Annotated in this window: 20 protein-coding genes and 2 tRNA genes; 11 read left to right on the top strand and 11 right to left on the bottom strand. The window is 70.1% G+C overall.

Translation table 11 applies throughout. From position 1 onward, the window contains the following. Positions 1–126: 126 nt before the first annotated feature. Positions 127–1983 (top strand): NAD-binding protein, encoded by a 1857-nt coding sequence (locus Hbl1158_RS09375; RefSeq protein ID WP_234296988.1) that lies wholly within the window; start codon positions 127–129, stop codon positions 1981–1983. Between the two features lie 123 nt (positions 1984–2106). Here Hbl1158_RS09375 and Hbl1158_RS09370 read toward each other — a convergent pair whose 3' ends face one another. Further along, entirely contained in the window at positions 2107–3165 is a 1059-nt protein-coding gene (locus Hbl1158_RS09370; RefSeq protein ID WP_234296987.1) for a PAS domain-containing sensor histidine kinase, read from the bottom strand. Between the two features lie 160 nt (positions 3166–3325). On the opposite strand from Hbl1158_RS09370, the gene Hbl1158_RS09365 reads away from it, so the two are divergent. After that, positions 3326–4027, top strand: coding sequence for a hypothetical protein (locus Hbl1158_RS09365; RefSeq protein WP_234296986.1), 702 nt, complete (start codon positions 3326–3328; stop codon positions 4025–4027). A 29-nt stretch (positions 4028–4056) separates the two neighbouring features. Here the strand turns inward: Hbl1158_RS09365 and Hbl1158_RS09360 are convergent, their stop codons facing one another. The 3 genes from Hbl1158_RS09360 to Hbl1158_RS09350 all read right to left on the bottom strand — a co-directional run bounded on the left by Hbl1158_RS09360 (position 4057) and on the right by Hbl1158_RS09350 (position 5908). Beyond that, a complete protein-coding gene (locus Hbl1158_RS09360; protein WP_234296985.1) occupies positions 4057–4872 on the bottom strand; it encodes a hypothetical protein in 816 nt (271 codons plus the stop codon). Between the two features lie 142 nt (positions 4873–5014). Continuing rightward, positions 5015–5467 carry a UPF0179 family protein gene (locus Hbl1158_RS09355; RefSeq protein ID WP_234296984.1) on the bottom strand — a complete coding sequence of 151 codons (453 nt, stop codon included), beginning with the start codon at positions 5465–5467 and terminating at the stop codon, positions 5015–5017. Between the two features lie 57 nt (positions 5468–5524). Next, entirely contained in the window at positions 5525–5908 is a 384-nt protein-coding gene (locus tag Hbl1158_RS09350; RefSeq protein WP_234299509.1) for a DUF5820 family protein, read from the bottom strand. A gap of 381 nt (positions 5909–6289) precedes the next feature. Between Hbl1158_RS09350 and Hbl1158_RS17160 the strand changes: the two genes are divergently transcribed. The 6 genes from Hbl1158_RS17160 (at position 6290) to Hbl1158_RS09325 (ending at position 15677) form a co-directional block, all read left to right on the top strand. Then, on the top strand, positions 6290–6415 hold the full coding sequence (locus Hbl1158_RS17160) for a hypothetical protein (RefSeq protein ID WP_255764054.1): 126 nt from the start codon (positions 6290–6292) through the stop codon (positions 6413–6415). Then, the gene (locus Hbl1158_RS09345; RefSeq protein WP_234296983.1) at positions 6412–8526 is read left to right on the top strand and encodes a serine protein kinase PrkA; all 2115 of its coding nucleotides are present in this window, start codon (positions 6412–6414) and stop codon (positions 8524–8526) included. Before Hbl1158_RS17160 ends, Hbl1158_RS09345 begins: the two co-directional genes overlap by 4 nt. Position 8527: 1 nt before the next feature. Continuing rightward, positions 8528–10828, top strand: a complete 2301-nt coding sequence (locus tag Hbl1158_RS09340) for a kinase anchor protein (protein ID WP_234296982.1) — start codon at positions 8528–8530, stop codon at positions 10826–10828. Beyond that, positions 10819–12156, top strand: coding sequence for a DUF444 family protein (locus Hbl1158_RS09335; RefSeq protein ID WP_234296981.1), 1338 nt, complete (start codon positions 10819–10821; stop codon positions 12154–12156). The genes Hbl1158_RS09340 and Hbl1158_RS09335 overlap by 10 nt, the downstream gene beginning before the upstream one ends. 4 nt (positions 12157–12160) lie before the next feature. Then, positions 12161–14152, top strand: coding sequence for a SpoVR family protein (locus Hbl1158_RS09330; protein WP_234296980.1), 1992 nt, complete (start codon positions 12161–12163; stop codon positions 14150–14152). 94 nt (positions 14153–14246) lie between these two features. After that, entirely contained in the window at positions 14247–15677 is a 1431-nt protein-coding gene (locus Hbl1158_RS09325) for a DASH family cryptochrome (protein ID WP_234296979.1), read from the top strand. Positions 15678–15878: 201 nt separating this feature from the next. Here Hbl1158_RS09325 and Hbl1158_RS09320 read toward each other — a convergent pair. The 3 genes from Hbl1158_RS09320 to Hbl1158_RS09310 all read right to left on the bottom strand — a co-directional run bounded on the left by Hbl1158_RS09320 (position 15879) and on the right by Hbl1158_RS09310 (position 17778). Further along, positions 15879–15953: transfer RNA gene (locus Hbl1158_RS09320), tRNA-Glu, on the bottom strand. Between the two features lie 94 nt (positions 15954–16047). Further along, the gene (gene fen / locus Hbl1158_RS09315; RefSeq protein WP_234296974.1) at positions 16048–17025 is read right to left on the bottom strand and encodes a flap endonuclease-1; all 978 of its coding nucleotides are present in this window, start codon (positions 17023–17025) and stop codon (positions 16048–16050) included. A gap of 60 nt (positions 17026–17085) precedes the next feature. Beyond that, positions 17086–17778, bottom strand: coding sequence for a GNAT family N-acetyltransferase (locus tag Hbl1158_RS09310; RefSeq protein ID WP_234296963.1), 693 nt, complete (start codon positions 17776–17778; stop codon positions 17086–17088). Positions 17779–17844: 66 nt separating this feature from the next. On the opposite strand from Hbl1158_RS09310, the gene Hbl1158_RS09305 reads away from it, so the two are divergent. Further along, positions 17845–18498 carry a methyltransferase domain-containing protein gene (locus Hbl1158_RS09305; protein ID WP_234296961.1) on the top strand — a complete coding sequence of 218 codons (654 nt, stop codon included), beginning with the start codon at positions 17845–17847 and terminating at the stop codon, positions 18496–18498. A 24-nt stretch (positions 18499–18522) separates the two neighbouring features. Then, positions 18523–18957 carry a DUF3054 domain-containing protein gene (locus Hbl1158_RS09300; protein WP_234296959.1) on the top strand — a complete coding sequence of 145 codons (435 nt, stop codon included), beginning with the start codon at positions 18523–18525 and terminating at the stop codon, positions 18955–18957. A 47-nt stretch (positions 18958–19004) separates the two neighbouring features. Here Hbl1158_RS09300 and Hbl1158_RS09295 read toward each other — a convergent pair. Continuing rightward, positions 19005–19086 (bottom strand) — tRNA-Ser (locus tag Hbl1158_RS09295). Positions 19087–19146: 60 nt separating this feature from the next. After that, on the bottom strand, positions 19147–19893 hold the full coding sequence (locus Hbl1158_RS09290; protein WP_234296957.1) for a hypothetical protein: 747 nt from the start codon (positions 19891–19893) through the stop codon (positions 19147–19149). Between the two features lie 60 nt (positions 19894–19953). Between Hbl1158_RS09290 and Hbl1158_RS09285 the strand changes: the two genes are divergently transcribed. Continuing rightward, on the top strand, positions 19954–20172 hold the full coding sequence (locus tag Hbl1158_RS09285) for a hypothetical protein (protein WP_234296955.1): 219 nt from the start codon (positions 19954–19956) through the stop codon (positions 20170–20172). A gap of 118 nt (positions 20173–20290) precedes the next feature. Here the strand turns inward: Hbl1158_RS09285 and Hbl1158_RS09280 are convergent, their stop codons facing one another. Then, positions 20291–20887 (bottom strand): uracil-DNA glycosylase family protein, encoded by a 597-nt coding sequence (locus tag Hbl1158_RS09280; RefSeq protein ID WP_234299508.1) that lies wholly within the window; start codon positions 20885–20887, stop codon positions 20291–20293. 200 nt (positions 20888–21087) lie between these two features. After that, positions 21088–22962, bottom strand: a complete 1875-nt coding sequence (gatE, locus tag Hbl1158_RS09275; protein ID WP_234296953.1) for a Glu-tRNA(Gln) amidotransferase subunit GatE — start codon at positions 22960–22962, stop codon at positions 21088–21090. Between the last annotated feature and the right edge of the window lie 56 nt (positions 22963–23018).

Genomic DNA, 23018 nt, shown 5'->3' with positions numbered 1-23018 from the left:
TGAACCGATGCCCGTCGTACCGGCGACAGATCTCTCCCAAGAGGGCCTGGAAATCGGGGGAGGCGGTACCCCCTCGAGACGCCGCCACGGTCGACAGTTATGGTGCTATCGTCGGTGGGGGACAGCGTGGCCGAGAGCCTGCTGTTGACGGCGGTCGCCATCCTCGCGGTCGGCATCGCCGGTCAGGCGCTGTCCGGGCGGTTTCGGGTACCGAGCGTCGTCTTTTATCTCGTCGGCGGTCTGCTGCTCGGGGAGGTCGGGATCGGACTGGTCAGTCTCGAGACGTTCGGCGACGGGCTCACGACGGTCGTCGGGATCAGCGTCGCCGTCATCGTGTTCGACGGGGCGTTCGCCCTGCGACTCGAGCGGATCCGCGAGGCGGAGACCGCCTCCCTGCGGCTGGTGACGGTCGGCGCGGCGATGACCCTCGTCGGGACCGCGGTCGCGGTCCGCGTGTTGACTGGAGCGGCGTGGGACCTCTCGTTCCTCGTCGGGGCGCTCCTGATCGCGACCGGCCCGACCGTCATCACCCCCATCGTCAACGTCGTGTACCTCCGCGAGCACGTCTCCGCGGCGCTGGAGACCGAGGGCATCGTCAACGACGTGACGGCAGCGATCCTGGCAGTCGTCATCTTCGAGGAGGTGCTGTTGCTCGAGGAGTTCGGACCGAACACGGTGGTGGCGTTCGCCGAGCGACTCGGCGTGGGGATCGCGGCCGGGGTCGCCGCGGCCGGGATCGCCTCCTACCTGCTGCACGACGATCGACTCCCGGGGGGGACGCCGCGGTCGGCGAGGTTCGTCGTGCTGTTGGCCGCGGTCGGCTCCTACGGCGTCGCGGACACGGTCTCCGCGGAGGCGGGCGTCGCAGCGGCCGCGACCGCCGGTCTCGTCCTCAGCAACCTCGACATTCCGCACCGCGAGACGATAACGGAGTTCACCGGGGACGTGACGCTCCTGCTGCTCGGGTTCGTGTTCGTCTCGCTCGCGGCGCTGGTCGACGTGGACGCCGTGTTGAACCTCGGACTCGCCGGCGTGGCGCTCGTCGCCGTCGTCATGCTGGTCATTCGGCCGCTCGTCGCGCTCGTGTCGACCGCGGGCATCGAACAGTTCACCCGCTCGGAACGGCTGTTCCTGTCCGCGGTCGGGCCGCGGGGGATCATCCCCGCGAGCGTGGCGACGCTGTTCGCGATCGAACTGGCGGCCGCCGGCGACACCGCGGGGGCCGGAACGCTGCTCGGTGCCGTGTTCGTGGTCATCTTCGCCACGGACGCGATCGAAGCGGGGTTCGCGCGACAGATCGGCGACGCACTCGGAGTCACACCAATGCGCACGATAATCGTCGGCGGCGGTCGGGTCGGCCGGTCGCTCGCCGAGCAACTGGAGAACAGGGACGAGTTCGTCGTCATCGTCGACGTGGACGACGAACAGTGTGAGCGAGCGCGCGAGGCGGGGTTCAGGGTCGTCGCCGGCGACGGGACCGAGACGGAGGCGCTCCGCAGGGCCGGGATCGACGACGCGAAGGCCGTCGTCGCGGCGACCTCGGACGACGACATCAACCTCCTCGTCTGTCAGACGGTCATGACGAAGTTCGACGTCGACGACGTGTACGCGCGGGTCAACGTGCCGGAGAACGTCGACAAGTTCGAGGCGCTCGGAGTCGACGCGGTCGACGACTCGCGGGCGGCGGCGTACGCCCTCGACAACCAGATCGAGCGACCGTCGCTGTCACGGTGGATGACCGACCTCGGGGACAACCACGACATTTTGGAGGTGCGAGTGACGGCCCGACACGTCGCCGGCAAGTCGATCAGGGAACTGAACGACGAGATCCCGGGCGGCTGTCTCATCGCGGAGATCGGCCGCGGCGACGACGCACACGTCCCGGAGGCCGACGAGGTCATCGAGTACGGAGACCGGGTCACCTTCCTCGGCGACTCCGACGCCGTCGAAGAGGCAGTCGATCGGTTCCACCCGCACGACTGACTCCCTGGTCCACCGACCGATCCGATCGACGGGCCCGGCCGGGCCGGGTCTGGTCGGGCCGGGGTGCGGTTCGATCTGTCGCGCGCTCGCCGCGGGCCGCCGTCGACTTACTCCAGCGGCGATTCACTCCGGCGGCGGGCGCTCGACCCCCCGGACCGCGAACGACGCCCCGCCGATGTCGGCGTCGTCGATCGCGACGCTCCAGCCGTGGGCGTCCGCGATCGACTCGACGATCGAGAGCCCGACCCCGGTCCCGTCGGGGTCGGTCGTGCGCCCCCGTTCGAACACGTTCTCGCGCTCTCCGTCCGGAATTCCGGGGCCGTCGTCGTCGACGCGGAATCCGTCGTCGAGGTCGGCGACGACGACGTGCACGTCGCCGCCGCCGTGGTCGATCGCGTTGCGAAAGAGGTTCTCGAGGAGCTGTTCGAGACGATCGGGGTCGGCCACGATCCGGCGTTCCGCCTCGATCGACGCGGTCGCGCTCGCGTCACGCCCCTCGGTGGCCGTCTCCCAGGCCGACTCGGCCGACGCCGCGAGCGCGACCGGCTCGAGACCGTCGATCACGTCGCCCTCGCGGGCGAGCATCAGCAGGTCCTCGACCAACGTCTCCATGTCTTCGACGGCCCGCTCGGCGCGGTCGAGATGCTCGGGATCGTCGGACTCTCGGGCCAACTCCAGCGACCCGGAGAGGACGTTCAGGGGGTTTCTGAGGTCGTGTGAGACGATGCTGGCGAACGACTCCAGCCGCTCGTTCTTGCGCCGGAGCGCCTCCTCGCGCCGCTTGCGCTTCGAGACGTCGCGGATGACGCCCACCCGACCGGACTCGTCGTCGCCCTCGGCGATCCGGTTGAACCGCATCTCGACGGGGAAGCGCTCGCCGTCGGCCGTGAGAAACTCGTACTCGATCACCCCGACGTCGGCGTCGCCGTCGGCCATCTCCTCTCGTGCGTTTCGGGCGCGCTCGGCCGTCTCCTCGGTGACCCAGTCGTAGATGTCGCTGCCGATCAGCGCCTCTCTGTCGACGCCCTTCATCTCGGCGTACCGCTGGTTGACGTAGACGATCGTCCCATCGGGTTCGATGGCGTACACCGCGTCGTTCAGCGATTCCAGCACGGTCTCGTACAGCCGTAGGTCTCGCTCGCGTTGCCCCCTCCCGTCGTCCGAGTCTCCCGAGTCAGTCATCGAACACGCGTGATAGGGGCACGGCGTTCCCGAGCAAAACACTACCGCCTCGGCCGTCCCCGCGGTTCGACGGTCGCGTCGACGGCGACACCGGACCCGCGGGAGTTCGCTCGGCTCTGCCACACCGGTGTTTATCGCCCGAGCGATCGAACGGACGGGTATGAACTACCTCGCGGTCGCCGTGCGGTGGCGCGAGCTCGCGGCCGACGCCGACGGCTCGCTCGCCGGCAAACACCGCGTGCTCACGCGGACGGTGGCCCCCGCGATGCGGGCGGCCACGGCAGAGGGCGCGGTCTCGCTGTGGTTCCACTCCTTCTGGGACGCCGCCGGTCGCTACGAGGTGCCGACACTCCGGGTCGTCTGCGCCGTCGACGACGGCGTCGACCCGGCGGTCGCCGGCGCGGACGCGGCCGGGGCGCTGTCGGCCCGAGGCGTCGACGAGGCGTCCTTCGACGTGGACACGGCCTACGACGCCGAGCGGCTCCGGGGCTACTGGGGCGACCGACTCGACACGTGGGTCGAGGCGAAGTCGCGACTGTCGTCGCTCGCGGTCGATGCCATCGAGGGCGAACTCGGCGAGCCGTACGCGTTCCACCGGACCGTGAACCGGCCCGGGCACGTCTGGGCCAACATGCTCGGCTGCTCGTACCTCGCCGAGGCAGGCGTGTACACCGCCCTCGCCCGGGGATACCTCCGACAGCTCAACCTCGGCGACGGCCCGCAGTCGGACGCGGTCCGCCGGGCGATGGCCGACCTCGACGCGGCCGCCGAACACCTCCCGGATCCGATGCGCGAACTCGATTCCGAGGAGCTCGCGGCGGTCAACGCCAGCGGCACGCGAACGCCCGGCGACGGCGAGTAGCCCTCGGCCGGAGCGAGACGCCCGCCGCCTCAGTCCGCGTTCGCGAGCGTCTCGTTCACCCACGGCGGCCGCGGGACCGTGGTGTCGGAGAGGTCCGAGACGACGAACTGCACACCGACGAGGACGGGCTGACCGTTCACCGTGATCTGGTATCTGACGCCGATCGAGCGTATGATCCCCGCTTCCGTGACGAGCACCCGGACGTTCACGTCCGACCGCTGCGAGGACGTCGAACGGTCGGAGCCGGTCGCGACGAGGCGGTACAGCGTCTCCTCCCCGTTAGTGACGGTCCCGTCGTACGAGAGGTCGTGTGGCTCGAGGAGGGCGAGGACCGTCTGCTCGCCGGTCGGATCGAAGCGGACCGCGAGTCCGTCGAGCGGTCGGTCGTCGTACACCTCGTACTCGGCGGAGCCGTTCTCCAGCCCCCACCGGCGGACTGCGACGGTGTCGTTCTGCCAGTACGCGACGTCGGCCGTCCGGTCGCCCGCTATCCTGTAGGGGACCGCGCTGGCGTTCCACCGGTAGAACTGGCGCTCCCCGTCGGCGTAGGACCGCTGGGTACCGGCCGACAGCGTGGTCCCGTTGCTCCACGTCCGCCGGGTGGTCAGCTCCACGGTCACCGACCGGTTCGCCAGCGCCTGGCCGTGGGCGCTCGCGAGTTCCCGAACGTCGACCGACGACTGGGTCACTCCGGGTGGACCGCTCCACGGCTCCGGCGTCGGCGACGCGGTCGGCGTGTCGGCGAGGGCGGGGTTCACGGTTCGAGCGCCGCCCCCCGTCGAGGTCGTCCCGCATCCGGCGAGAACGACACACAGACACACGAGCAGCGTGGGCCCGGAGCGCATCACGCCGAAATATTTGCGAGACGACAATGAGTGTTCCGCCGGTGACGCGACGGCACCGCGCCGGTGACGCGACGGTACCGCGCCGGTGACGCGACGGCACCGCGCCGGCGACGCGACGGTACCGCGCCGGCGACCCGGTCGGTCAGCCGTCGGAGGGTTCGAACGTCACCGTCGTCAGGTCGCGGTCGAGGTGACACGTCTCGTGTGGCGGGTCGCCGTCGACTGAGGCGATGCGGTACTGCTCGTCGAAGTCGGCTCCGAGGGGTTCGCATAGCTCGTGGCTCGGGCAGTCGACGTGGGGGCACGGCCCCTCGAGGCTGACGCCCGATCCCGCGTACGCCCTGCGGGAGGCGACGTTCGCTTTGATCGTCGCCGGTTCGACCTCGACGGCGCGGACGCTCGCGTCCGCGTGGACCGCGCAGTCGAGCGTCTGCGTCCCGTCGCGAACGGCCGTCACCCGGTAGCGCCGCCCCTCGACGAGGTTGAGGCACTGGTCGCGGTAGGGACACCCCTCGCAGGCGCTCGCCTCGCCCCCGTACACGAACTCGGTTCCCTCCGTCGCGAGCGCGGTTCCGACGAGCGTGACGGTGGTCATGTCTCGTCGTTCCGGCGGCGCGATGTTAACGCCGTCGCCGTCGCGGTCGCGGACGGACTACTCCCCGCCGATCAGCGCGTCGAGTTCGTTGAGGTACGCCTCTCGCGGCACCTGGTAGGCCCCGCGGTAGTCGATCTCTCCGGTCGCGAAGCGGCGCGTCACCTCCCGAAGCCCGGCCAACGCGGCCGCGCGGTCGTCGTACCGCCGGGAGGTCGCCTCCACCTCCGGCTCCAGAAACAGCGTGACGTGCCACTCGTCGGTCTCCCGCTGGCCCGCGCCGGGACGCGCGCGGCGGGAGCCGTTCGTGAGGTAGGCCGTCGGGAGACACGGCGCGGGAAACCGGTCGGCGTCGAACACGTCCGGGCGGTAGACGACGATCGCGCGCCCGCCGGACTCTTCGGTCCACACCGTCCAGCCGTCCGCCAGCGACTCCTCGCCGATGCCGTCGTCGCCGGCGGGGTCGTCCCCGATGCCGTTGTCGCCGGCGGGCGCGTCGCCGATGCCGTCGTCGCCCTCTCCGCGGGGCGTGTCGGTCTCGTCGTCGATCATGGCCGAAGTCCGTCCCCCGGCGGCTTAGGCGACACGCTCGTCGTCGCGGCCGGTCCAGCGAGGGGCGACACCCGTACCTCCGGTCAACGCGGCGTATCGCGCGAGGGAGCCGCGGAGGCGATCGCGCTCCGCGAAAGCGTTATATGTGTTAACACCCACCAATAGATATAGTCTCGGTCCGACCACGGGACGGAGGCAACGACCCCCACCGACCGCCCTCGCGACGTGTTCTGTTGGAGACGAGTCAGCGTCGGTCGTCAGCGGTCGTGTGGTATGCGTAGTCATGACGGTCCGGCGGCGTGCGGATCGGCTCCCGACGGGGCGGGCGTCGGGATCGGGCCGCACGCTCACGGCGCGGGACCGTTCGCGGTCGTCCCCGCACACGTGGCCCACACATGAGTGACCAGACCGACAACGCGGACCCGAGCGCGACAGGGGAACCGTCGAACGGCCGCTCGCTCGCGGAGCTGAGCCGCCAGTACAAGCGATCGGTACCGGCGGACCTCCGGGAGGCGAAGCCGTTCGAGTGGTATCTCGACGAGGTCGTGGCGGACCCACGAATCGCACGCAACGCCCACCAGCGCGTCGCCGACATGTTCGACCACTACGGCACGCGCTACGACGAGGACGCGGGCGTGGTCGAGTACCTCCTCGCCTCCGAGGACCCGATCCACGACGGGGAGAACACCTTCTACGGCCGGGAGGTCCACGAGTCGATCCACGAGTTCGTCAACAAGGTGAAATCCGGCGCGCGCGGACTGGGGCCGGAAAAGCGGATCAAGCTCCTGCTCGGGCCGGTCGGCTCGGGCAAGAGCCACTTCGACTGGCTGATGCGGCGCTACTTCGAGGACTACACCCGCAGCGACGACGGGCGGATGTACACGTTCCGGTGGACCGACCTCTGCTCGGTCATCGAGGACCAGGACCCCGCCGACGACACCGTCCGGTCGGCGATGAACCAGGACCCGCTCGTGTTGCTCCCGCAGGAGCAGCGCGACGAGGTGATCGCCGACCTGAACGAACACCTCGACGCCCCGTACACGATCCGCAACGAGCAGAGCCTCGACCCCGCGTCGGGCTTCTACATGGACGAACTGCTCGCGCACTACGAGGACGACCTGCAGGCGGTGCTGGCGAATCACGTTGAGGTCGTCCGCCTCGTCGCCGACGAGAACCAGCGCCGGTGCATCGAGACGTTCGAGCCGAAGGACAAGAAGAACCAGGACGAGACGGAGCTCACCGGCGACGTGAACTACTCGAAGCTCGCGGTGTACGGCGAGAACGACCCCCGGGCGTTCGACTACGCCGGGGCGTTCTGCAACGCCAACCGCGGCATCTTCTCGGGCGAGGAGCTGTTGAAGCTCCAGCGGGAGTTCCTGTACGACTTCCTGCACGCCAGCCAGGAGCAGACGATCAAGCCGCGCAACAACCCCCGGATCGACATCGACCAGGTGATCGTCGGCCGGACGAACATGCCCGAGTACCGGGACAAGAAGGGCGACGAGAAGATGGAGGCGTTCAACGACAGGACGAAGCGGATCGACTACCCGTACGTCCTCGAGTACACCGAGGAGGCGGAGATATACCGGAAGATGCTCCGCAACGCCGACGTGCCCGACATCCACATCGAGCCGCACGCGATGGAGATGGCGGGGCTCTTCGGCGTGCTCACCCGGGTCGAAGAGCCGACCGACGAGAGCATCTCGCTCGTCCAGAAGGCGAAGGCATACAACGGCGAGATCGACGAGACCGACGAGATCGACGAGCGAAAGCTCCGCGAGACGGGCGACCAGACCGCCGACATCGCCGAGGGAATGGAGGGCGTCTCCGCCCGGTTCATCGGCGACGAGATCGCCGAGGCGATCATGGACTCCCGACACAGGGACCGGGGGTACCTCTCGCCGCTTGCGGTGTTCAAGCACTTCGAGCACAACCTCGAGAACCACGGCTCGATCCCCGAGGAGAAGCTCGACACCTACCACCGCTACCTCGAGCTCGTGCGCGAGGAGTACAAGGAGCGCGCCATCGAGGACGTGCGCCACGCGCTGGCGTACGACCTCGACGAGATCCGTCGACAGGGGGAGAAGTACATGGACCACGTCATGGCGTACATCGACGACACGACCGTCGAGGACGACCTCACCGGGCGCGAGCAGGAGCCCGACGAGACGTTCCTCCGGTCGGTCGAGGAGAAGCTGGAAGTGCCCAGCGACCGCAAGGACGACTTCCGCCAGGAGGTCGCCAACTGGGTGAGTCGCCGCGCCCGCGAGGGGTCGAGCTTCGACCCCCAGGAGAACGACCGGCTCCGGCGCGCCCTCGAACGGAAGCTGTGGGAGGACAAGAAGCACAACATCAACTTCTCCGCGCTGGTGTCGGCCGGGGAGCTCGACGACGACGAGCGCGCGGCCTGGGTCGACGCCCTCGAGGAGCAGGGCTACTCCGAAGGAGGGGCCCGCGAGGTGCTGGAGTTCGCCGGCGCGGAGGTCGCCAAGAGCGAACTCGAGGACTGAGATGACCGACTACCTCGCGCGCGCCGACGACGCGCTGGAGGGGGCCTACGAGCCGCCGCGCTCGCTGTCGGCGTTCGTCGACCTGGCCCTCGAGCGCCCCGCCGTCGCGAGCCACGCCGCACGGTACCTCCTGTCGGCCGTCGAGTCGATGGGCACTCGGACCGTGGTCGAGGAGGGCGTCGAGCGCGAGCGCTACCGCTTTTTCGACGACCCGCACAACGACGGCGAACACGCCGTCCTCGGCAACACAGCCGTCCTGAACGCCTTCGTCGACGACCTCCGCACGGTCGCCGCCGGCCGCGGGAAAGACGAGAAGATCCACTGGTTCGACGGCCCCACGGCGACCGGGAAGTCCGAGCTGAAGCGGTGTCTGATCAACGGCCTGCGCGCCTACTCGAAGACGGAGGCGGGCCGCCGCTACACGATCGAGTGGAACATCGCCGCCACCGGCGACGACCGGGGGCTGAGCTACGCCGCCGGCGACGACGCCGAGGACGACTGGTACGAGTCGCCGGTGCGGGCGAACCCGCTGTCGGTGTTCCCCGACGAGGTGCGCGCCGACCTCGTGGCCGAACTGAACCGCGTCCGCGACGGCGGCGTCCCGATCCGCGCGGACACCGAACTGGACCCGTTCAGCCGTGAGGCGTTCGACCGCCTGGAGGACCGCTACCGCCGCGCCGGTCGACGCGACCTGTTCTCGGCGGTCACCGACGAGCGCCACCTTCGGGTGAAGAACTACGTCGTCGACGTGGGCTCGGGGATCGGCGTGCTCCACGCCGAGGACGACGGCAGTCCCAAGGAGCGACTCGTCGGCTCGTGGATGCCCGGAATACTCCGAGAGCTGGACAGCCGGGGACGAAAGGACCCCCGAGCGTTCAGCTACGACGGCGTGCTCTCGCAGGGGAACGGCCTGCTCACCGTCGTCGAGGACGCCAGCCAGCACGCCGACCTGCTCCGCAAGCTGCTGAACGTCCCCGACGAGAAGCGGGTGAAGCTGGACAAGGGGATCGGGATGGACCTCGACACCCAGCTCGTCGTCATCTCGAACCCCGACCTCGACGCCGAACTGGAGCAGTACGCCGACCGCAACGACCGCGACCCGCTGAAGGCGCTCAAGCGCCGGCTCGACCGCCACGAGTTCCGATACCTCACGAGCGTCTCGCTCGAGACGGAGCTGATCCACCGGGAGCTGACCGACGAGACGAGCGTCTGGGCGGAGTCGGTCGATGCCGACGCGGTCGACGCCGACGACCCGGAGGCCGTCCGTGACGCCCTCGCGGAGCGCGTGGCCGCGCCGCTGTCGGTGCGGCTGCGCGACGGGCGGGGTCGCGAGCGCGAGCGCGAGCTCGCCCCCCACGCCCTGGAGGCGGCGGCGACGTACGCCGTCGTCAGTCGACTCGACGCCGAGGACCTCCCCAGCGGGATCGGGCTCGTCGACAAGGCGCTGCTGTTCGACCGCGGGTCGATCCGCGAGGGCGACGAGCGCGTCGACGCCGAGGAGTTCGACTTCGACGGCGAGGACGGGGCCCACGGGATCCCCGTCACCTACACCCGAGACACGATCGCCGACCTCCTCCACGAGGAGTCCGACCGCGTCCACCCCGATCTCCCCGTCGAGGACGTGATCACGCCCGAGGACGTGCTCAACGCGATGGCGGACGGGCTGTCGGACGCGCCGGTGTTCTCTCGCGCGGAAATCGCCGAGTACGAGAGCCGGCTGGCGACCGTGAAGGAGCACGCCTTCGAGCTACAGGAGGCGGACGTGCTCGACGCCGTGCTCGCGGACAAGGGAGTCCCCGAGGAGACCGTCGCCGAGTACGTCGAGCACGTGTTCGCCGCCGAGGCCGACGAGCAGGTCGACACCGACCGGGGCTCGGTCGACCCCGACCCCCTGCTGATGAAGGTGTTCGAGACCGAGCACCTGGGCCGGTTCGACGAGGACGACTACGCCGGCAACGAGCCGAGCGAGGCGGTCGAGGAGTTCCGCGGCGAGACCGTGATCACGGCGCTGAACCGCTACGCCTGGGAGCACCGGGACGACGAGTTCGCGATCGCCGACGTCGACCTCTCGGCGGTGCCCGTCATCCGCGCCGTGCTGGCGGCTCACTCCTGGGAGGACGTCCGACGCATCCACGAGGACCTCGACCCCGCCCAGTGGGACGACCCGCCGGCGGACACGGAGACGGCGCGCGTGAAGGCACGCACGATCGAACACATGACGAAAGAACAGGGGTACAGCGAGGCGTCGGCCGAACTGGCCAGCAGACACGTGATGCGCGAGGTGACGGGCCGATGGGACTGAGAGAGGACCTGGAGCGGTTCCGCGAGATCGGCGACCAGCGCCGGCCGGACCTGTCGGAGTTCATCCGCGAGGGCGACCTCTCGGGGTCGTCGGACGACACCGTCCGGATCCCGGTGAAGCTGGTCGACCTCCCCTCCTTCGAGTACGACCGCCGCGAGACGGGCGGCGTCGGCCAGGGCGACGGCGGCACGCCACAGCCCGGCCAGCCCGTCGACGTGCCCGGAGACCCCGGCGACGCCGACGGCGACGAGGAGGGAGAAGACGGCGAGCCCGGCGAGGAGGGCGGCGAGCACGGCTACTACGAGATGGACCCCGAGGAGTTCGCCCGCGAACTCGACGAGGAACTCGGACTGAACCTGGAGCCGAAAGGCAAGCGCGTCGTCGAGGAGGTCGAGGGCGACTTCACGGAGCTGACGCGAGCCGGCCCCAACTCCACGCTCGACTTCGAGCAGCTGTTCAAGCGCGGCCTCAAGCGCAAGCTCGCCACCGACTTCGACAAGTCGTACGTCCGGGAGGCGTGTCGGGTCGCCGGCGCGGACGCCCGCGACGTGTTCGAGTTCTGTCGCGCGGAGAACGTGCTCGTCTCGCTGGCGTGGATCCGCGAGGCGTTCGCCGACCTGGAGGACGAGGGGACAAGCCTCGACGAGTACGACGACTTCGACGACTTCGCGGCGCGCGTCGAGCGCGACCCGATCGCCGCGCGGATCCGCCGCGACGGACTGCGGGAGGTGCCGTTCCGCCGCGAGGACGAGCGCTACCGCCAGCCCGAGGTGATCGAGAAGAAGCAGAAGAACGTCGTCGTCGTCAACATCCGGGACGTGTCTGGGTCGATGCGCCAGACGAAACGCGAGCTCGTCGAGCGCACCTTCACGCCGCTGGACTGGTATCTCACGGGGAAGTACGACGAGGCGGAGTTCCGCTACGTCGCCCACGACGCCGACGCCTGGGAGGTCGAGCGCGGGGAGTTCTTCGGCATCCGCTCGGGGGGCGGGACCCGCATCTCCAGCGCCTACGAGCTCGCCGCGGAGATCCTCGAGGAGTATCCCTGGAGCGAGTGGAACCGCTACGTGTTCGCCGCCGGCGACTCCGAGAACTCCAGCAACGACACCGTCGAGAACGTCGTGCCGCTGATGCGCGACCTTCCGGCGAACCTCCACGCGTACGTGGAGACGCAGCCCGGCGGCAACACGATCAACGCGACGCACGCCGAGGAGGTCGAGACGGAGCTCGCCGACCGCGACAACGTCGTGGTCGCGCGCGTCTCCGGTCCCGAGGACGTGCCCGAGGCGATCCGAACGATCCTCTCGACGGAGGGGACGGAGGACTGATTCCATGATCCACGACGACAGAGTCGCGACCCGCCGCGTCGCCGCCGGGCTGGAGGAGCCGGCCGAGAAGGCGAGGGAACTCGCCCGAAAGCTGGGCCTCCGTCCGTATCCGGTGAACTACTGGGTCGTGACCCACGACGAGATGAACGAGCTCATCGCCTACGACGGGTTCCAGACGCGGTACCCGCACTGGCGGTGGGGAATGAAGTACGACCGCCAGCGCAAGCAGGACACCTTCGGCATGGGGAAGGCGTTCGAGATCGTCAACAACGACAACCCCTGTCACGCGTTCCTCCAGGAGTCGAACACGCTGGCCGACCAGAAGGCCGTGATCACCCACGTCGAGGCGCACGCGGACTTCTTCCGCAACAACGAGTGGTTCGGCCGCTTCGCCGGCGAGCGGGAGGACCCCGACGCCGCGGCGATGCTGGAGCGCCACGCCGAGGCGATCGCGGGGCACGTGAACGACCCCGAGATCGACCGCGAGGACGTCGAGCGCCTCATCGACGCCGTGCTCTGTATCGAGGACACGATCGACCAGCACCGCGCGCTGGCGGCCGAGCGCGGCGAGGACTCGGAGTCGGAGGAGGACCTCGTCGACATCGAGGAGCGCCTCGACCGCCTCGGCCTCTCCCCGGAGGTGCGCGATCAGGTGTTCGACGCCGACTGGGTCGACGCCCAGCGCGGCGAGGACCACCTCTCGGAGCCGCGCCCGGACGTGCTCGCGTACCTCCGCGAGCACGGCAGGCGATACGACGACGAGGCGGAGAAAGCCGTCGACCGCGAGCCGTGGATGGACGAGGTGATCGAGATCCTTCGCCGGGAGGCGTACTACTTCGCGCCACAGCGGCTCACGAAGGTGCTCAACGAGGGGTGGGCCACGTACTGGGAGTCGCTGATGATGGGCGACGAGCGCTTCGCCGGCGACGACGAGTTCGTCACCTACGCCGACCACATGGCCCGCGTGCTCGGGTCGCCGGGGCTGAATCCCTACAAGCTCGGCTTCGAGATCTGGCGGTACGTCGAGAACCGGGCGAACCGCCGGGAGGTCGTCGACAAGCTGCTCCGGGTCGAGGGCGTCACCTGGCGCAACTTCCACGACGTGCTCGACTTCGAGGAGATCGCGGACCTGCTGGAGCCCGATCCGGCGATCGCGGGCGTCACGGCCGACACGCTGGACGCCCTCGATCCCGACGACCCCCGCGTCGACGCCGACGCGCTGGCCCGGGCCCGCGAGGGCGACCTCGACGCCGACGCGTACCCGTGGGCCGTGCTCACCTACGAGGGGCTGTGCGAGCGGCACTTCTCGCTGGCCAAGCCGGCGAACCGGGGCTTCCTCGAGCGGATCGGCCGCTCGGAACTGGAGCGCGTCGCGCGGTACATGTTCGACGACGAAGCGTACCCGGACGTCGAGACCGCGCTGGGGGACGTAGACTACGGCGCGGGCTGGGAGCGCATGCGCGAGGTGCGCGAGAGCCACAACGACGTGACGTTCATCGACGAGTTCCTCACCGAGGAGTTCGTCGCCGAGGGCAACTACTTCACCTACGAGTACTCCCGCGGGGCGGAGGGGTACCGGGTCGCATCCACCGACCCGGAGGACGTGAAACGGAAGCTCCTGCTGCAGTTCACGAACTTCGGGAAGCCGACGATCGCCGTGTACGACGGCAACTACGACAACCGCGGAGAGCTCCTCCTCGGCCACCGGTACAACGGCGTCGCGCTCGACATCGGACAGGCGAAACGGACGCTCGAACGCGTCTTCGAGCTGTGGGGTCGGCCGGTGAACCTCGCGACGATCGTCACCGAGTACGACGACCACGAACTGGAGGTCGCCCGCCGTCGCGGCCGCGAGCCGACCGGCGAGGAGGTCCCGATCCGACTGCGCTACGACGGCGACGAGATCGAGCGCCACGCCCTGGAGCCCGAGATCGCAGAGCAGATCGCCGCCGCCGACGTGGACTACGACACCACGCCCGAGGAGTGGCTGGCGTGAGTCGCCGCCGCTCGGCCCGCCGTAGTCGCCGCTTCGTCCGCCATCGCTGACCGCGGCGGACGCCTTCAAGTCGCTCGCGCCCGTAATCGATCCGATGGCAGCCGACACCGCCGTCGTCTGGTTCCGACGCGACCTCCGCGTCCACGACAACGAAGCGCTGTTCGAGGCGGCCGACGCCGACGAGCTACTGCCGGTGTACGCGTTCGACCCCCGCGAGTACGGCGAGCGAGAGTTCGGCGGTCCCGACTCCTTCCGCTTCGAGAAGACGGGGCGGTACCGGACGCGATTCAGACGCGAGTCGGTCGCGGACCTGCGCGAACGGCTTCGCGAGCGGGGGTCGGGTCTGGTCGTTCGCCACGATCGACCGGAGAAAGTGATCCCGGCGGTCGCGACGGCGGTCGACGCCGACGCGGTCCACTTCCAGACGCTTCCGACACCCGAGGAGATGGGCGTCGAGAACGCGGTTCGCCGGCGTCTGCGCGGGCAGGACGTGACGCCCTCGCGCCAGTGGACGCACACGCTGTATCACCTGAACGACCTGCCGACGGCGTACACCGACATCTCGGACACGTACACGAGCTTCCGGAAGTCCGTCGAGAACCGGTCGACGGTTCGAGATCCGCTCCCAGAGCCGGAGCTCCCGGTCGCGCCCGTCGACGCCGTGGGGGCGGGGTCGATCCCCTCCAACGGCGACCTCGGCCTGGACGAGGCCGCGTACGACGACAGGGCGGCCCTGGCGTTCGAGGGCGGCGAGTCCGCGGCGCTGACGCGGGTCGACCGATACCTCTTCGAAGAGGACCGGCTCCGCGAGTACAAGGAGACGCGAAACGGCCTCGTCGGGCAGGGGTTCTCCTCGAAGCTGTCGGCGTGGCTCAACGAGGGCTGCCTCTCGCCGCGGCATGTCGAACGGGCGGTCCGGCGCTACGAGCGCGAGCGCGTCGCCAACGACTCGACGTACTGGCTGCTGTTCGAGCTGATCTGGCGGGACTTCTTCCAGTTCCAGTTCGCCAAACACGGCAGCGACTTCTTCCGGTCGGGCGGCATCCGCGACCGCGACGACATCGACTGGCGCGACGACGACGCGGCGTTCCGGCGGTGGGCCGACGGCGAGACGGGGATCCCGTTCGTCGACGCCGCGATGCGGGAGCTGAACGCGACGGGGTATCAGAGCAACCGCGCCCGTCAGAACGCGGCCTCGTTCCTCGCGAACGACCTCCGGATCGACTGGCGCAGGGGGGCGGCGTACTTCGAGACGCGGCTGGTCGATCACGACCCGGCGTCGAACTACGGCAACTGGGCGTACATCGCCGGCGTCGGCAACGACAGTCGCGACCGCTCGTTCGACGTGGTGAGCCAGGCGAGGCGGTACGACGCCGACGGCGAGTACGTGACGCGCTGGGTGCCGGAGCTGTCCGACGTGCCGCCGTCGGCGGTCCACGAGCCGTGGACGCTGAGCGACGCCGAACGGGTGGAGTACGGCGTCGAGTTGGGGATCGACTATCCCGAGCCGATGATCGAGGTGTAGCGCCCGCGATACCCGACTACGGGTCACCGAGGCGCTCTGGGTCGACGGGCTCGGCGTCCTCGCGGTAGGCCGCGTACACGCCCTCGGGCCACTCGACGGTCGCCGAGCGGTAGCGACGCGGTCGCGGATGGATTCAGCTCCCTGCTCGTGTCTCCCACGCCGTTCCAAGAACCATGCTCGCGTCCCCGACGCTCGCTGTAGTGCTCGGTCAGGGATTTGAACCCTGGTCGTCGGCTCGAAAGGCCAACATGATTGGCCGGACTACACCAACCGAGCGCGGTCGTAGGTTCCGGTCGGGGCGTGTTAATCCCATCGGATCCGACCGGGGGCGCGGGCATCGTCGGTGCCTGACCGACCGCGTCCGCGCCGCCTACGCCCAGTCGTCGAGCCCGGTCTGCGTCAGCGCCTCGTCGATGCGTTCGAGGCCGCGCTCGACCTCCTGAGGGTCGACCTCCCACTCCTCGACGACGTACGCGCGGGCGGCGTCGACGTCGGGGGTGATCGACGTGTCGAGGTCGTAGTCGTCGGTGACCGGCGGCGAGTGGAAGAACTCCCGGACGCGCTCGGCGTTCGGGATCTCCGCGTCGCGGGCCTCCAGCACCGCGAACAGGTCGCCGTGCTCCTTCACCGCAGCGAGGGCGGTCTTCGGCCCGATGCCGCGGACGCCCTCGTTGAAGTCCGTCCCGCACAGCATCGCGGCGTCGACGAGCTGCTCGCGGGTGATGTCGTGGTCCGCGAGGGTCGCCTCCAGGTCCATCAGCTCCGGGTCGCCCTTGGAGGTGAGCTGTCGGAGCGTTCGCGGCCCGCCGAACAGCAGCGTGTCGTAGTCCTCGCTGCCCGAGTAGTCGGCGTCGCCGACGCGGTTCATGTGTGCACACTGCGCTTCGCCCTCCGCCGGAGCCTCGACGACGGGCACGTCGAGCAGGCGGAGCAGTTCGCGGGAGGTCTCGTGGATGGTGTCGGTGAGACGCTGGGTGCGCGCCTCCAGCCGTGCGGCCTCGACGGAGTCGCCGCGCTCTTGGGCCTCCTGTCGGCGCTCCTCGGCCCGCTCCCGGGCCTCGCGCCGCTTGGCCACCTCGTCGTCTTTCATGTCGGTGACGCCGCCGTCGAAGACGAAGACGGGCGTGAGGTCGTTCTCGAGGAACTTCGGCAGCCCCTGCACGATGCCGATGAGGTTGGCGACCTCTTCGCCGGCCTCCGTGGTGTAGCGGCGGTCGCTCGTGAACTTCACCGTCGTCGTGAGGTAGCGGTACAGCCAGTTGTGCGCGTCGACCGCGACGACGCCGGAGACCTCCCCGAAGGCGACGTCCTCGATGTGCGCGATGTCACGGAGATCCGCGTTTCCCATTATCGGACCATGGGGTCGGCGGGGTTTGAAGCTCCCGAGTCCGGACGGGTGCGGGGGGAGTCACTCCGATCGCGACCCGTCTTCGACCGCCGGCGGCCCACGCTCGCGCTTCCGTTCGACGAACGCGCGCTCGTCCTCGCCCACGTCGTCGCGGGCTGCGATAGTCGCGAGGCCTGCGCGGTAGGCGTCCGGGTCGACGGCGGCGGGCTCGGCCGCCGGCCGCTCGAGCACCAACTCGGCGATCCCCGTCTCGCGACCGGTCCACGCGAACCCGACCTTGTAGAGCGCCTCGAAGCTGTATGCGTTGTTGACGGCGATGCGGACCCGGTCGTAGCCGCGCTCGGCCGCGCGGTCGACGACGAACGAGCAAAGGCGCGGGCCGATCCCCTCGCCGCGACGCTCGCGGCGGACGCTCACGTACCGCAGCCACAGCGTCTCGGGGTCGGTCCGGTCCTCGCTGAACGCGACGATCCCCGCGGGCGCGACGTACTCCTGCTTGGGATCGTCGGGGATCGCGAACGTCTCCGCGTCGTCGACGGCGACGCGCTCGCGGTCCGTCTCGCCGGCGCGGTCCGCGTCGCCCGCGTGGTTCGCGTGGTCCGGGTCGCGTCTCGAATCGTCGTCGCCGGCCTCCTCGAGCGCGACGGCCTTCCCCGTGCTCGACATGGCGAACTTGCCGGCGTAGGCGTACGCGCGGTGGTCGAGGCGGACGAGCACGTCGTCCGCGGGCCACCCGAGCAGGCGGAACTCCACGGTCGACGTTCGCGGCGACGGGGCTTCAGCGCCACGGCTAACCCGCCGCGTCCCGTCGTCCCGTCCATGTTCGGACTCGGGCACGGCGACGTGGGCTTCTTCGACCGGATCGCCCCGCTGTACGACGCGGTCATGCCCCCCGCGAGCCCGGCGGATCTGCGCGCCGGGCTGGCGTTCGCGCACCGGCCGGTCGAACGCGTCGTCGACCTGGGCGGCGGCACGGGCCGGGTCGCCCGGGCGCTCGGTCGGGTCGGCGTCGAGGCGACCGTCGTCGACTACTCGCGTGGTATGCTCCGGCGGGCGGCCGCCGACGGCTTCCCGGTCGTCCGCGGCGACGCGGCCCGACTGCCGGTCTCCGACGGCGGCGTCGACGCGGTCGTCGTCGCCGACGCGCTCCATCACTTCCCCGACCCGGAGGCCGCGCTCGGGGAAGCCGCCCGCGCGCTCGCTCCCGGCGGCGTCGTGGTCGTCCGTGAGTTCGACCCCGGGACGCGCCGTGGCCGGGCGCTGGCCCGGACGGAGTCGATCGCGGGGATGAACTCGCGGTTTCTCTCGCCGGAGTCGGTGACGGCGACGCTCGACGACGCGGGGCTTCGGAGCCACGTCGTCGATCCGGGGTTCGGGTACACGGTCGTCGGGGTGAAGCCGACCGACGCACCCGACGCGACCGACGCGACCGACGAGGTCGCCGGCGACGCCGACGCGGAACGCGGCCGTTAAGCCGGGGGCGACGAACGTCCGGACATGGCTACGGATTCGGGTTCGAACTCGTTCCTCGCGAACCGGGTCGACAGGGCCGCGCTCCCGCTCGCGGTCGGCGACCTACTCGTCATCGTGGCGTTCATCTACGCCGGCACGATCCAGCACGGAACCGTTCCCTTCCCGCTCGCCGGTGCGGGGGACGCGGTCGCGCTGCTCGCGGTCGCCGCGCCGTTCCTGCTGGGGTGGGTCGTCGCCGCGCCGCTCGTGGGGGCGTACTCCGCGGGCGCGGCCGAGTCGGCGAAGGCGTCGGTGCCGCTCGCCGTCCGGTCGTGGATTCCCGCGGCCGCGGTCGGACTGATCCTCCGCGCGACGCCCCTCGTCGACGGCGGCGTCGCGGTCACCTTCGCGGTCGTGATGCTCGTGGTCGGGTCGGTGTCGCTCGCGGTGTGGCGGTACGTCGCCGGGCAGTTCCTGTAGGGGGAGGACGCTGCGGTCGCTCACGCGTCGCGCTTCTTCGAGAAGTTCGGTGGGGCTGGGATTCGAACCCAGGAGGCTTGCGCCATCTGCTTTCAAGGCAGACGCAATAGGCCACTCTGCCACCCCACCGCGACTCCCACTTGCGACCTCGTCGTCTAAGACCTACCGGTCGCGTTCGCCCGCCGCCGGTCAGTCGTCGACGACCACGTCGCCGTCGCGGACGCGGAGGCCGTGCTCGTGGACGAACGTGGCGGTGCGTTCGGGGACGACGCGCTCGGCGGCGATCCGACTCCACAGCACCGGGAGGAGGTCGCGCAGGTCAGCCGCCGTCTCGACGCCGACGTGGGTCGGGAGGAACTCGACGCGGTGGCCCGCGTCGCCCGCGCGGTCGACGAGCGTCTCCAGTTCCGGTCCCTCGAAGGCGGCCTCGTAGTCGATCGGGGCCGTGAAGCCTGCGTAGTAGGTCCGCCCGCGCGTCGACGGGCCGAGGACGGTCTGGTTGCCGCGGAGCTTCATCGCTGCCGAGTCGATGACCGTGCGGGTGAGCAGCGGGGTGGTCCCTCGGGTCACAGCGACCGAGTCGACGCCCTCTTCGCGAAGCAGGTGGGTCGCTGTGTTCCCCGCCCGCGCCGAGTGCGTCGAGCCGACCTGCTGTTCGAAGCGCGCGTCGGTCACGTCCTCCAGCGCCTCGCCGGCGAGCGCGCGCAGTTCCGCCTCGCTCGACGTGTCGGTCACGTGCTCGTCGGAGAGGAGGTCGTCCGGGCGGTAGTTCACGAGCAGGTCGCCGCCGGAGCGCTCGACGGCCCGAAGCGTGTCCTTCAGCGTCGCCGCGTACAGGTCGGCGGTGTCGGTCGCCGACAGCGGCGTCGACTCCGCGATGTCGGGCAGGGCGAGTCCGGGACGGGGCGGGTCCGCGAGGACGGCGACGACGGTCATACCCGATCCACGGTCCCCCCGGGCAAAGGGGTTTATCAAACGCCGCGCCGGAAGACGGCCATGGAGTTCCTCGCCACGCTGGTTCGGATCGGCTCGCTGCTGTCGGTGCTCACGGTCGCCGCCGCGGGCTCGTTCCTGCTTGCGACTGGTGCCGGCGCGGACGGCGTCCCGACGCTCGGGCTGTTCGCCACCCTCGGTCTGCTCGTCGTCGCCACGGCGGTCGCGGTCGCGTGGGGTCGCGGGACCGCGCTCGCACGCAGGGAGACGCCTTACTGGTGAGAAGGTGCCCGGCGCATCCTACTGGTGAGACGATTCCCGGCACGTCCTCGCCGGAGTGGTTGCCCTGGAGCGGCTCTCTCCGGCGGCCGCGCTCGACGGCTCAGTCTCAGCGGTCTCCTTAGCGGCTCCGCCGCCCCTTCGTCTGGCGGTAGTCGCGCGAGAAGACGTTCTCCCTGACGTGTTCGACGAAGCGATCGGCGTCGCCGGCAGAGAGGTCCTCGAGGTCTCTCATCGGAAGGAGTTCGAACCCGCGGCCGCGGACCGTCGTCGCGTGCTCGGCGTCGGCGTCGAAGGAGTCGGGCGCGCGGGTGGTGTACTCGATGGCCAGCGCCTCCAGCACGCGCTGTCCCACGGGGACGATGAGCTCGGGGTTGATCATCCGGATCTCGGCGGTGAGGAAGGCGTCGCAGTTCAGCACTTCCTCGTCGGTCGGCGACCGTTCGGGGTGGCGACACCGCGTGAGGTAGGTCGTGTACACGTTCTGGAGGTCCGGCTCGTCGGCGTCGGGCGGCGAGTGCGACAGGCCCAACTCGCCGAGCACGCGCTGGATCCGCCGACCTCGCTCGTCGCCGGTGAAGGGGACGCCCGTGCGCTCAGCGCCCGCCGTCGGCGACTCACCGAGGACGAGCACTTCCGCCTCGGCGTCGCCGTAGCCGTGGACGACGCGCTCGCGGCACTCGACCAGGGCGGGGCAGTGCTGGCAGTCGGTGTCCATCCCGTAGGGGTTCGAGAGCTCCTCCTGATGCGGCACTACTCGGACGTGGTCGGTTGTGCCGCTTAACGGTGTGGGTGAGGGACTTCGGGTCCCGTGACTCCGTCGCGACGATGACTGTGCCGCCGCCACCACCGCGACCGTCGATCGCCGGACCGGGACGCGACAGGACGGGACGGATCGTCCCCGCAGATCAGACTGTCCTACGCCCGCTTTTGGATCTCCTCGCGGAGCACGTCGCTGACGACCTCTCCGTCGGCCTTCCCGCGGAGCGCGCCCATCGCCTCGCCCATCAGCCCGGAGAACGCGCCCATCCCCTCGGTCTCGACCTGCTCTGCGTTGCGCTCGACGACCTCGGCGACCGCCTCGCGCACCGCCTCTTCGTCGACGCCGGAGAGCCCCGCCTCCTCGACGGCCGCCTCGGGCGACAGCGACGGCTCCTCCGCCAGCACCGTGAGCACATCGCCGACGCCCTCCTTCGCGAGGTCGCCGTCCTCGACCAGCATGAGGACCCCCCGCAGGTGGTCGTCGGTCAGCGCCTCGACGGGCACGTCGTGGCGACGCAGTTCCGTCACGGTCGACTCCAGCGTCGTCGCCGCGAACGTCGGGTCGACGCCGTCGGCGACGACCGCCTCGAACAGCGGCATCCGGCGGCCGTACGCGACCTGCTCTGCGAGGCCGGCCCCGAGCCCGAACTCCGACTGATACCGCTCGACCTTCTCGGTCAGGAGTTCGGGCGTCTCGACGTCGCTGGGGTCCGGCTCCACGGGCGGCACGTCCGTCTCGGGGTAGAGCCGCGCCGCGCCCGGCAGGGGGCGCATGTACCGGGTCGTCCCGTCGTCGTTCGCGCCGCGCGTCTCCTCGGGGACGCCCTCGATCGCCGTCTCGGCGCGCTCGGCCGCCGCGTCGATGGCCAGGTCCGCGGTTTCGGGGTCGTCGGCGACCAGCACCACCGCGTCGTCGGCGTCGGCGTCGACGGCCTCCCGCAGCGCCTCGACCTCGTCCCCGGTGACGCCGTACGCGGGCAGTTCGTCGGTGTGGAACACGCCGCCCGCGCCGTGGCGCTTCGCGTGGTCCGACAGCTCGGTTCCCAGTCGGCGGTCGGGGGCGATCTCGCGGCCGACGAGCCCGTCGAAGCCCGACAGCCGAACCGCGCGGACGACCCCGCCGGCATCGAGCGCGCCGGCGATGACCCCCGAGTCGGTCCCCTCGAAGGTGTCGGTCACGTCCACCGGGTCGCCGACTGCGGCGTTCCGGTCGTCGAGTTCGGCCGCGATGTCGACCAGTTCCTTCTGGCGACGGACCTCCGTCTCGACGATCTCGTCGATCTGGTCGAGCGCCTGCACGCCCTTGATCTCGACGCGCGCGCCCTCCGCGATGGAGACGTTCACGTCCTGGCGGATGGTGCCCAGCCCGCGCTTGACCGTCCCCGTCGAGCGCAGCAACATTCCGATGCGCTGTGCGGCCTCGCGGGCCTGTTCGGGCGTGGAGATGTCGGGCTTCGTGCCGATCTCGACCAGCGGAATCCCCAGCCTGTCCAGCGAGTAGCGGACGCCGTCGTCGGTCTCCTCGACGCGCTTTGCCGACTCCTCCTCGAGCATGAGGTCCTCGACGCCGACGGGACCTTCGCTCGTCTCGATCTCCCCCTCGCGCGCGAGCAGGGTCGAGCGCTGGAAGCCGGAGGTGTTCGACCCGTCGATGACGATCTTCCGCATGACGTGCGCCTGGTCGACGACGCTCATGTCGAGCAGGTCGGCGATCTGCATCGCCACCTCCAGCGCCTCCCCGTCGATCTCGTGTGGCGGTTCGTCGTCCTCCTCGACGAGGCAGGTCGAGTCGTACGCGAGGTACTCGAAGGTGCGGTCCACCTGCGACTCCTCGAGGGCCGCCTCGTCGATCTCGCCCAACTCGGACTTAGTGGGGTGGAGGTAGCGAGTTATGGTGCGCTCGGCTTCTCCCGGGTCGCGGAGCGTCGTCGGCGAGTCGCAGAAGAGCTTCGTCGCCGTGTCCAGTTGCTGGTGGATCTCGAGTCCAGCCACGAGGCCGAGATCCTCGGGATCGAAGGAGCGATCGGTCATTGCGCGAACCTGCGGCGGCCGGGGAGAAAAATGGTGTGAGTCGGGTCGCGACGACG

This window comes from Halobaculum sp. CBA1158 (genome assembly GCF_021431925.1).
In the GTDB taxonomy this organism is placed as follows: Archaea; Halobacteriota; Halobacteria; order Halobacteriales; family Haloferacaceae; genus Halobaculum.
The sequence above is the reverse complement of the archived record's forward strand: the minus strand, read 5'-3'. Positions and strand labels throughout refer to the sequence as shown.

Coding starts and splice junctions, on each gene's coding strand:
- Hbl1158_RS09300 (WP_234296959.1), top strand. CDS start 18,523: ATGGCTACGGATTCGGGTTCGAACTCGTTCCTCGCGAACCGGGTCGAC.
- Hbl1158_RS09345 (WP_234296983.1), top strand. CDS start 6,412: ATGAGTGACCAGACCGACAACGCGGACCCGAGCGCGACAGGGGAACCG.
- Hbl1158_RS09335 (WP_234296981.1), top strand. CDS start 10,819: ATGGGACTGAGAGAGGACCTGGAGCGGTTCCGCGAGATCGGCGACCAG.
- Hbl1158_RS17160 (WP_255764054.1), top strand. CDS start 6,290: ATGCGTAGTCATGACGGTCCGGCGGCGTGCGGATCGGCTCCCGACGGG.
- Hbl1158_RS09280 (WP_234299508.1), bottom strand. CDS start 20,887: ATGGACACCGACTGCCAGCACTGCCCCGCCCTGGTCGAGTGCCGCGAG.
- Hbl1158_RS09360 (WP_234296985.1), bottom strand. CDS start 4,872: ATGCGCTCCGGGCCCACGCTGCTCGTGTGTCTGTGTGTCGTTCTCGCC.
- Hbl1158_RS09355 (WP_234296984.1), bottom strand. CDS start 5,467: ATGACCACCGTCACGCTCGTCGGAACCGCGCTCGCGACGGAGGGAACC.
- gatE (WP_234296953.1), bottom strand. CDS start 22,962: ATGACCGATCGCTCCTTCGATCCCGAGGATCTCGGCCTCGTGGCTGGA.
- fen (WP_234296974.1), bottom strand. CDS start 17,025: ATGGGAAACGCGGATCTCCGTGACATCGCGCACATCGAGGACGTCGCC.
- Hbl1158_RS09305 (WP_234296961.1), top strand. CDS start 17,845: ATGTTCGGACTCGGGCACGGCGACGTGGGCTTCTTCGACCGGATCGCC.
- Hbl1158_RS09340 (WP_234296982.1), top strand. CDS start 8,528: ATGACCGACTACCTCGCGCGCGCCGACGACGCGCTGGAGGGGGCCTAC.
- Hbl1158_RS09365 (WP_234296986.1), top strand. CDS start 3,326: ATGAACTACCTCGCGGTCGCCGTGCGGTGGCGCGAGCTCGCGGCCGAC.
- Hbl1158_RS09370 (WP_234296987.1), bottom strand. CDS start 3,165: ATGACTGACTCGGGAGACTCGGACGACGGGAGGGGGCAACGCGAGCGA.
- Hbl1158_RS09325 (WP_234296979.1), top strand. CDS start 14,247: ATGGCAGCCGACACCGCCGTCGTCTGGTTCCGACGCGACCTCCGCGTC.
- Hbl1158_RS09330 (WP_234296980.1), top strand. CDS start 12,161: ATGATCCACGACGACAGAGTCGCGACCCGCCGCGTCGCCGCCGGGCTG.
- Hbl1158_RS09285 (WP_234296955.1), top strand. CDS start 19,954: ATGGAGTTCCTCGCCACGCTGGTTCGGATCGGCTCGCTGCTGTCGGTG.
- Hbl1158_RS09290 (WP_234296957.1), bottom strand. CDS start 19,893: ATGACCGTCGTCGCCGTCCTCGCGGACCCGCCCCGTCCCGGACTCGCC.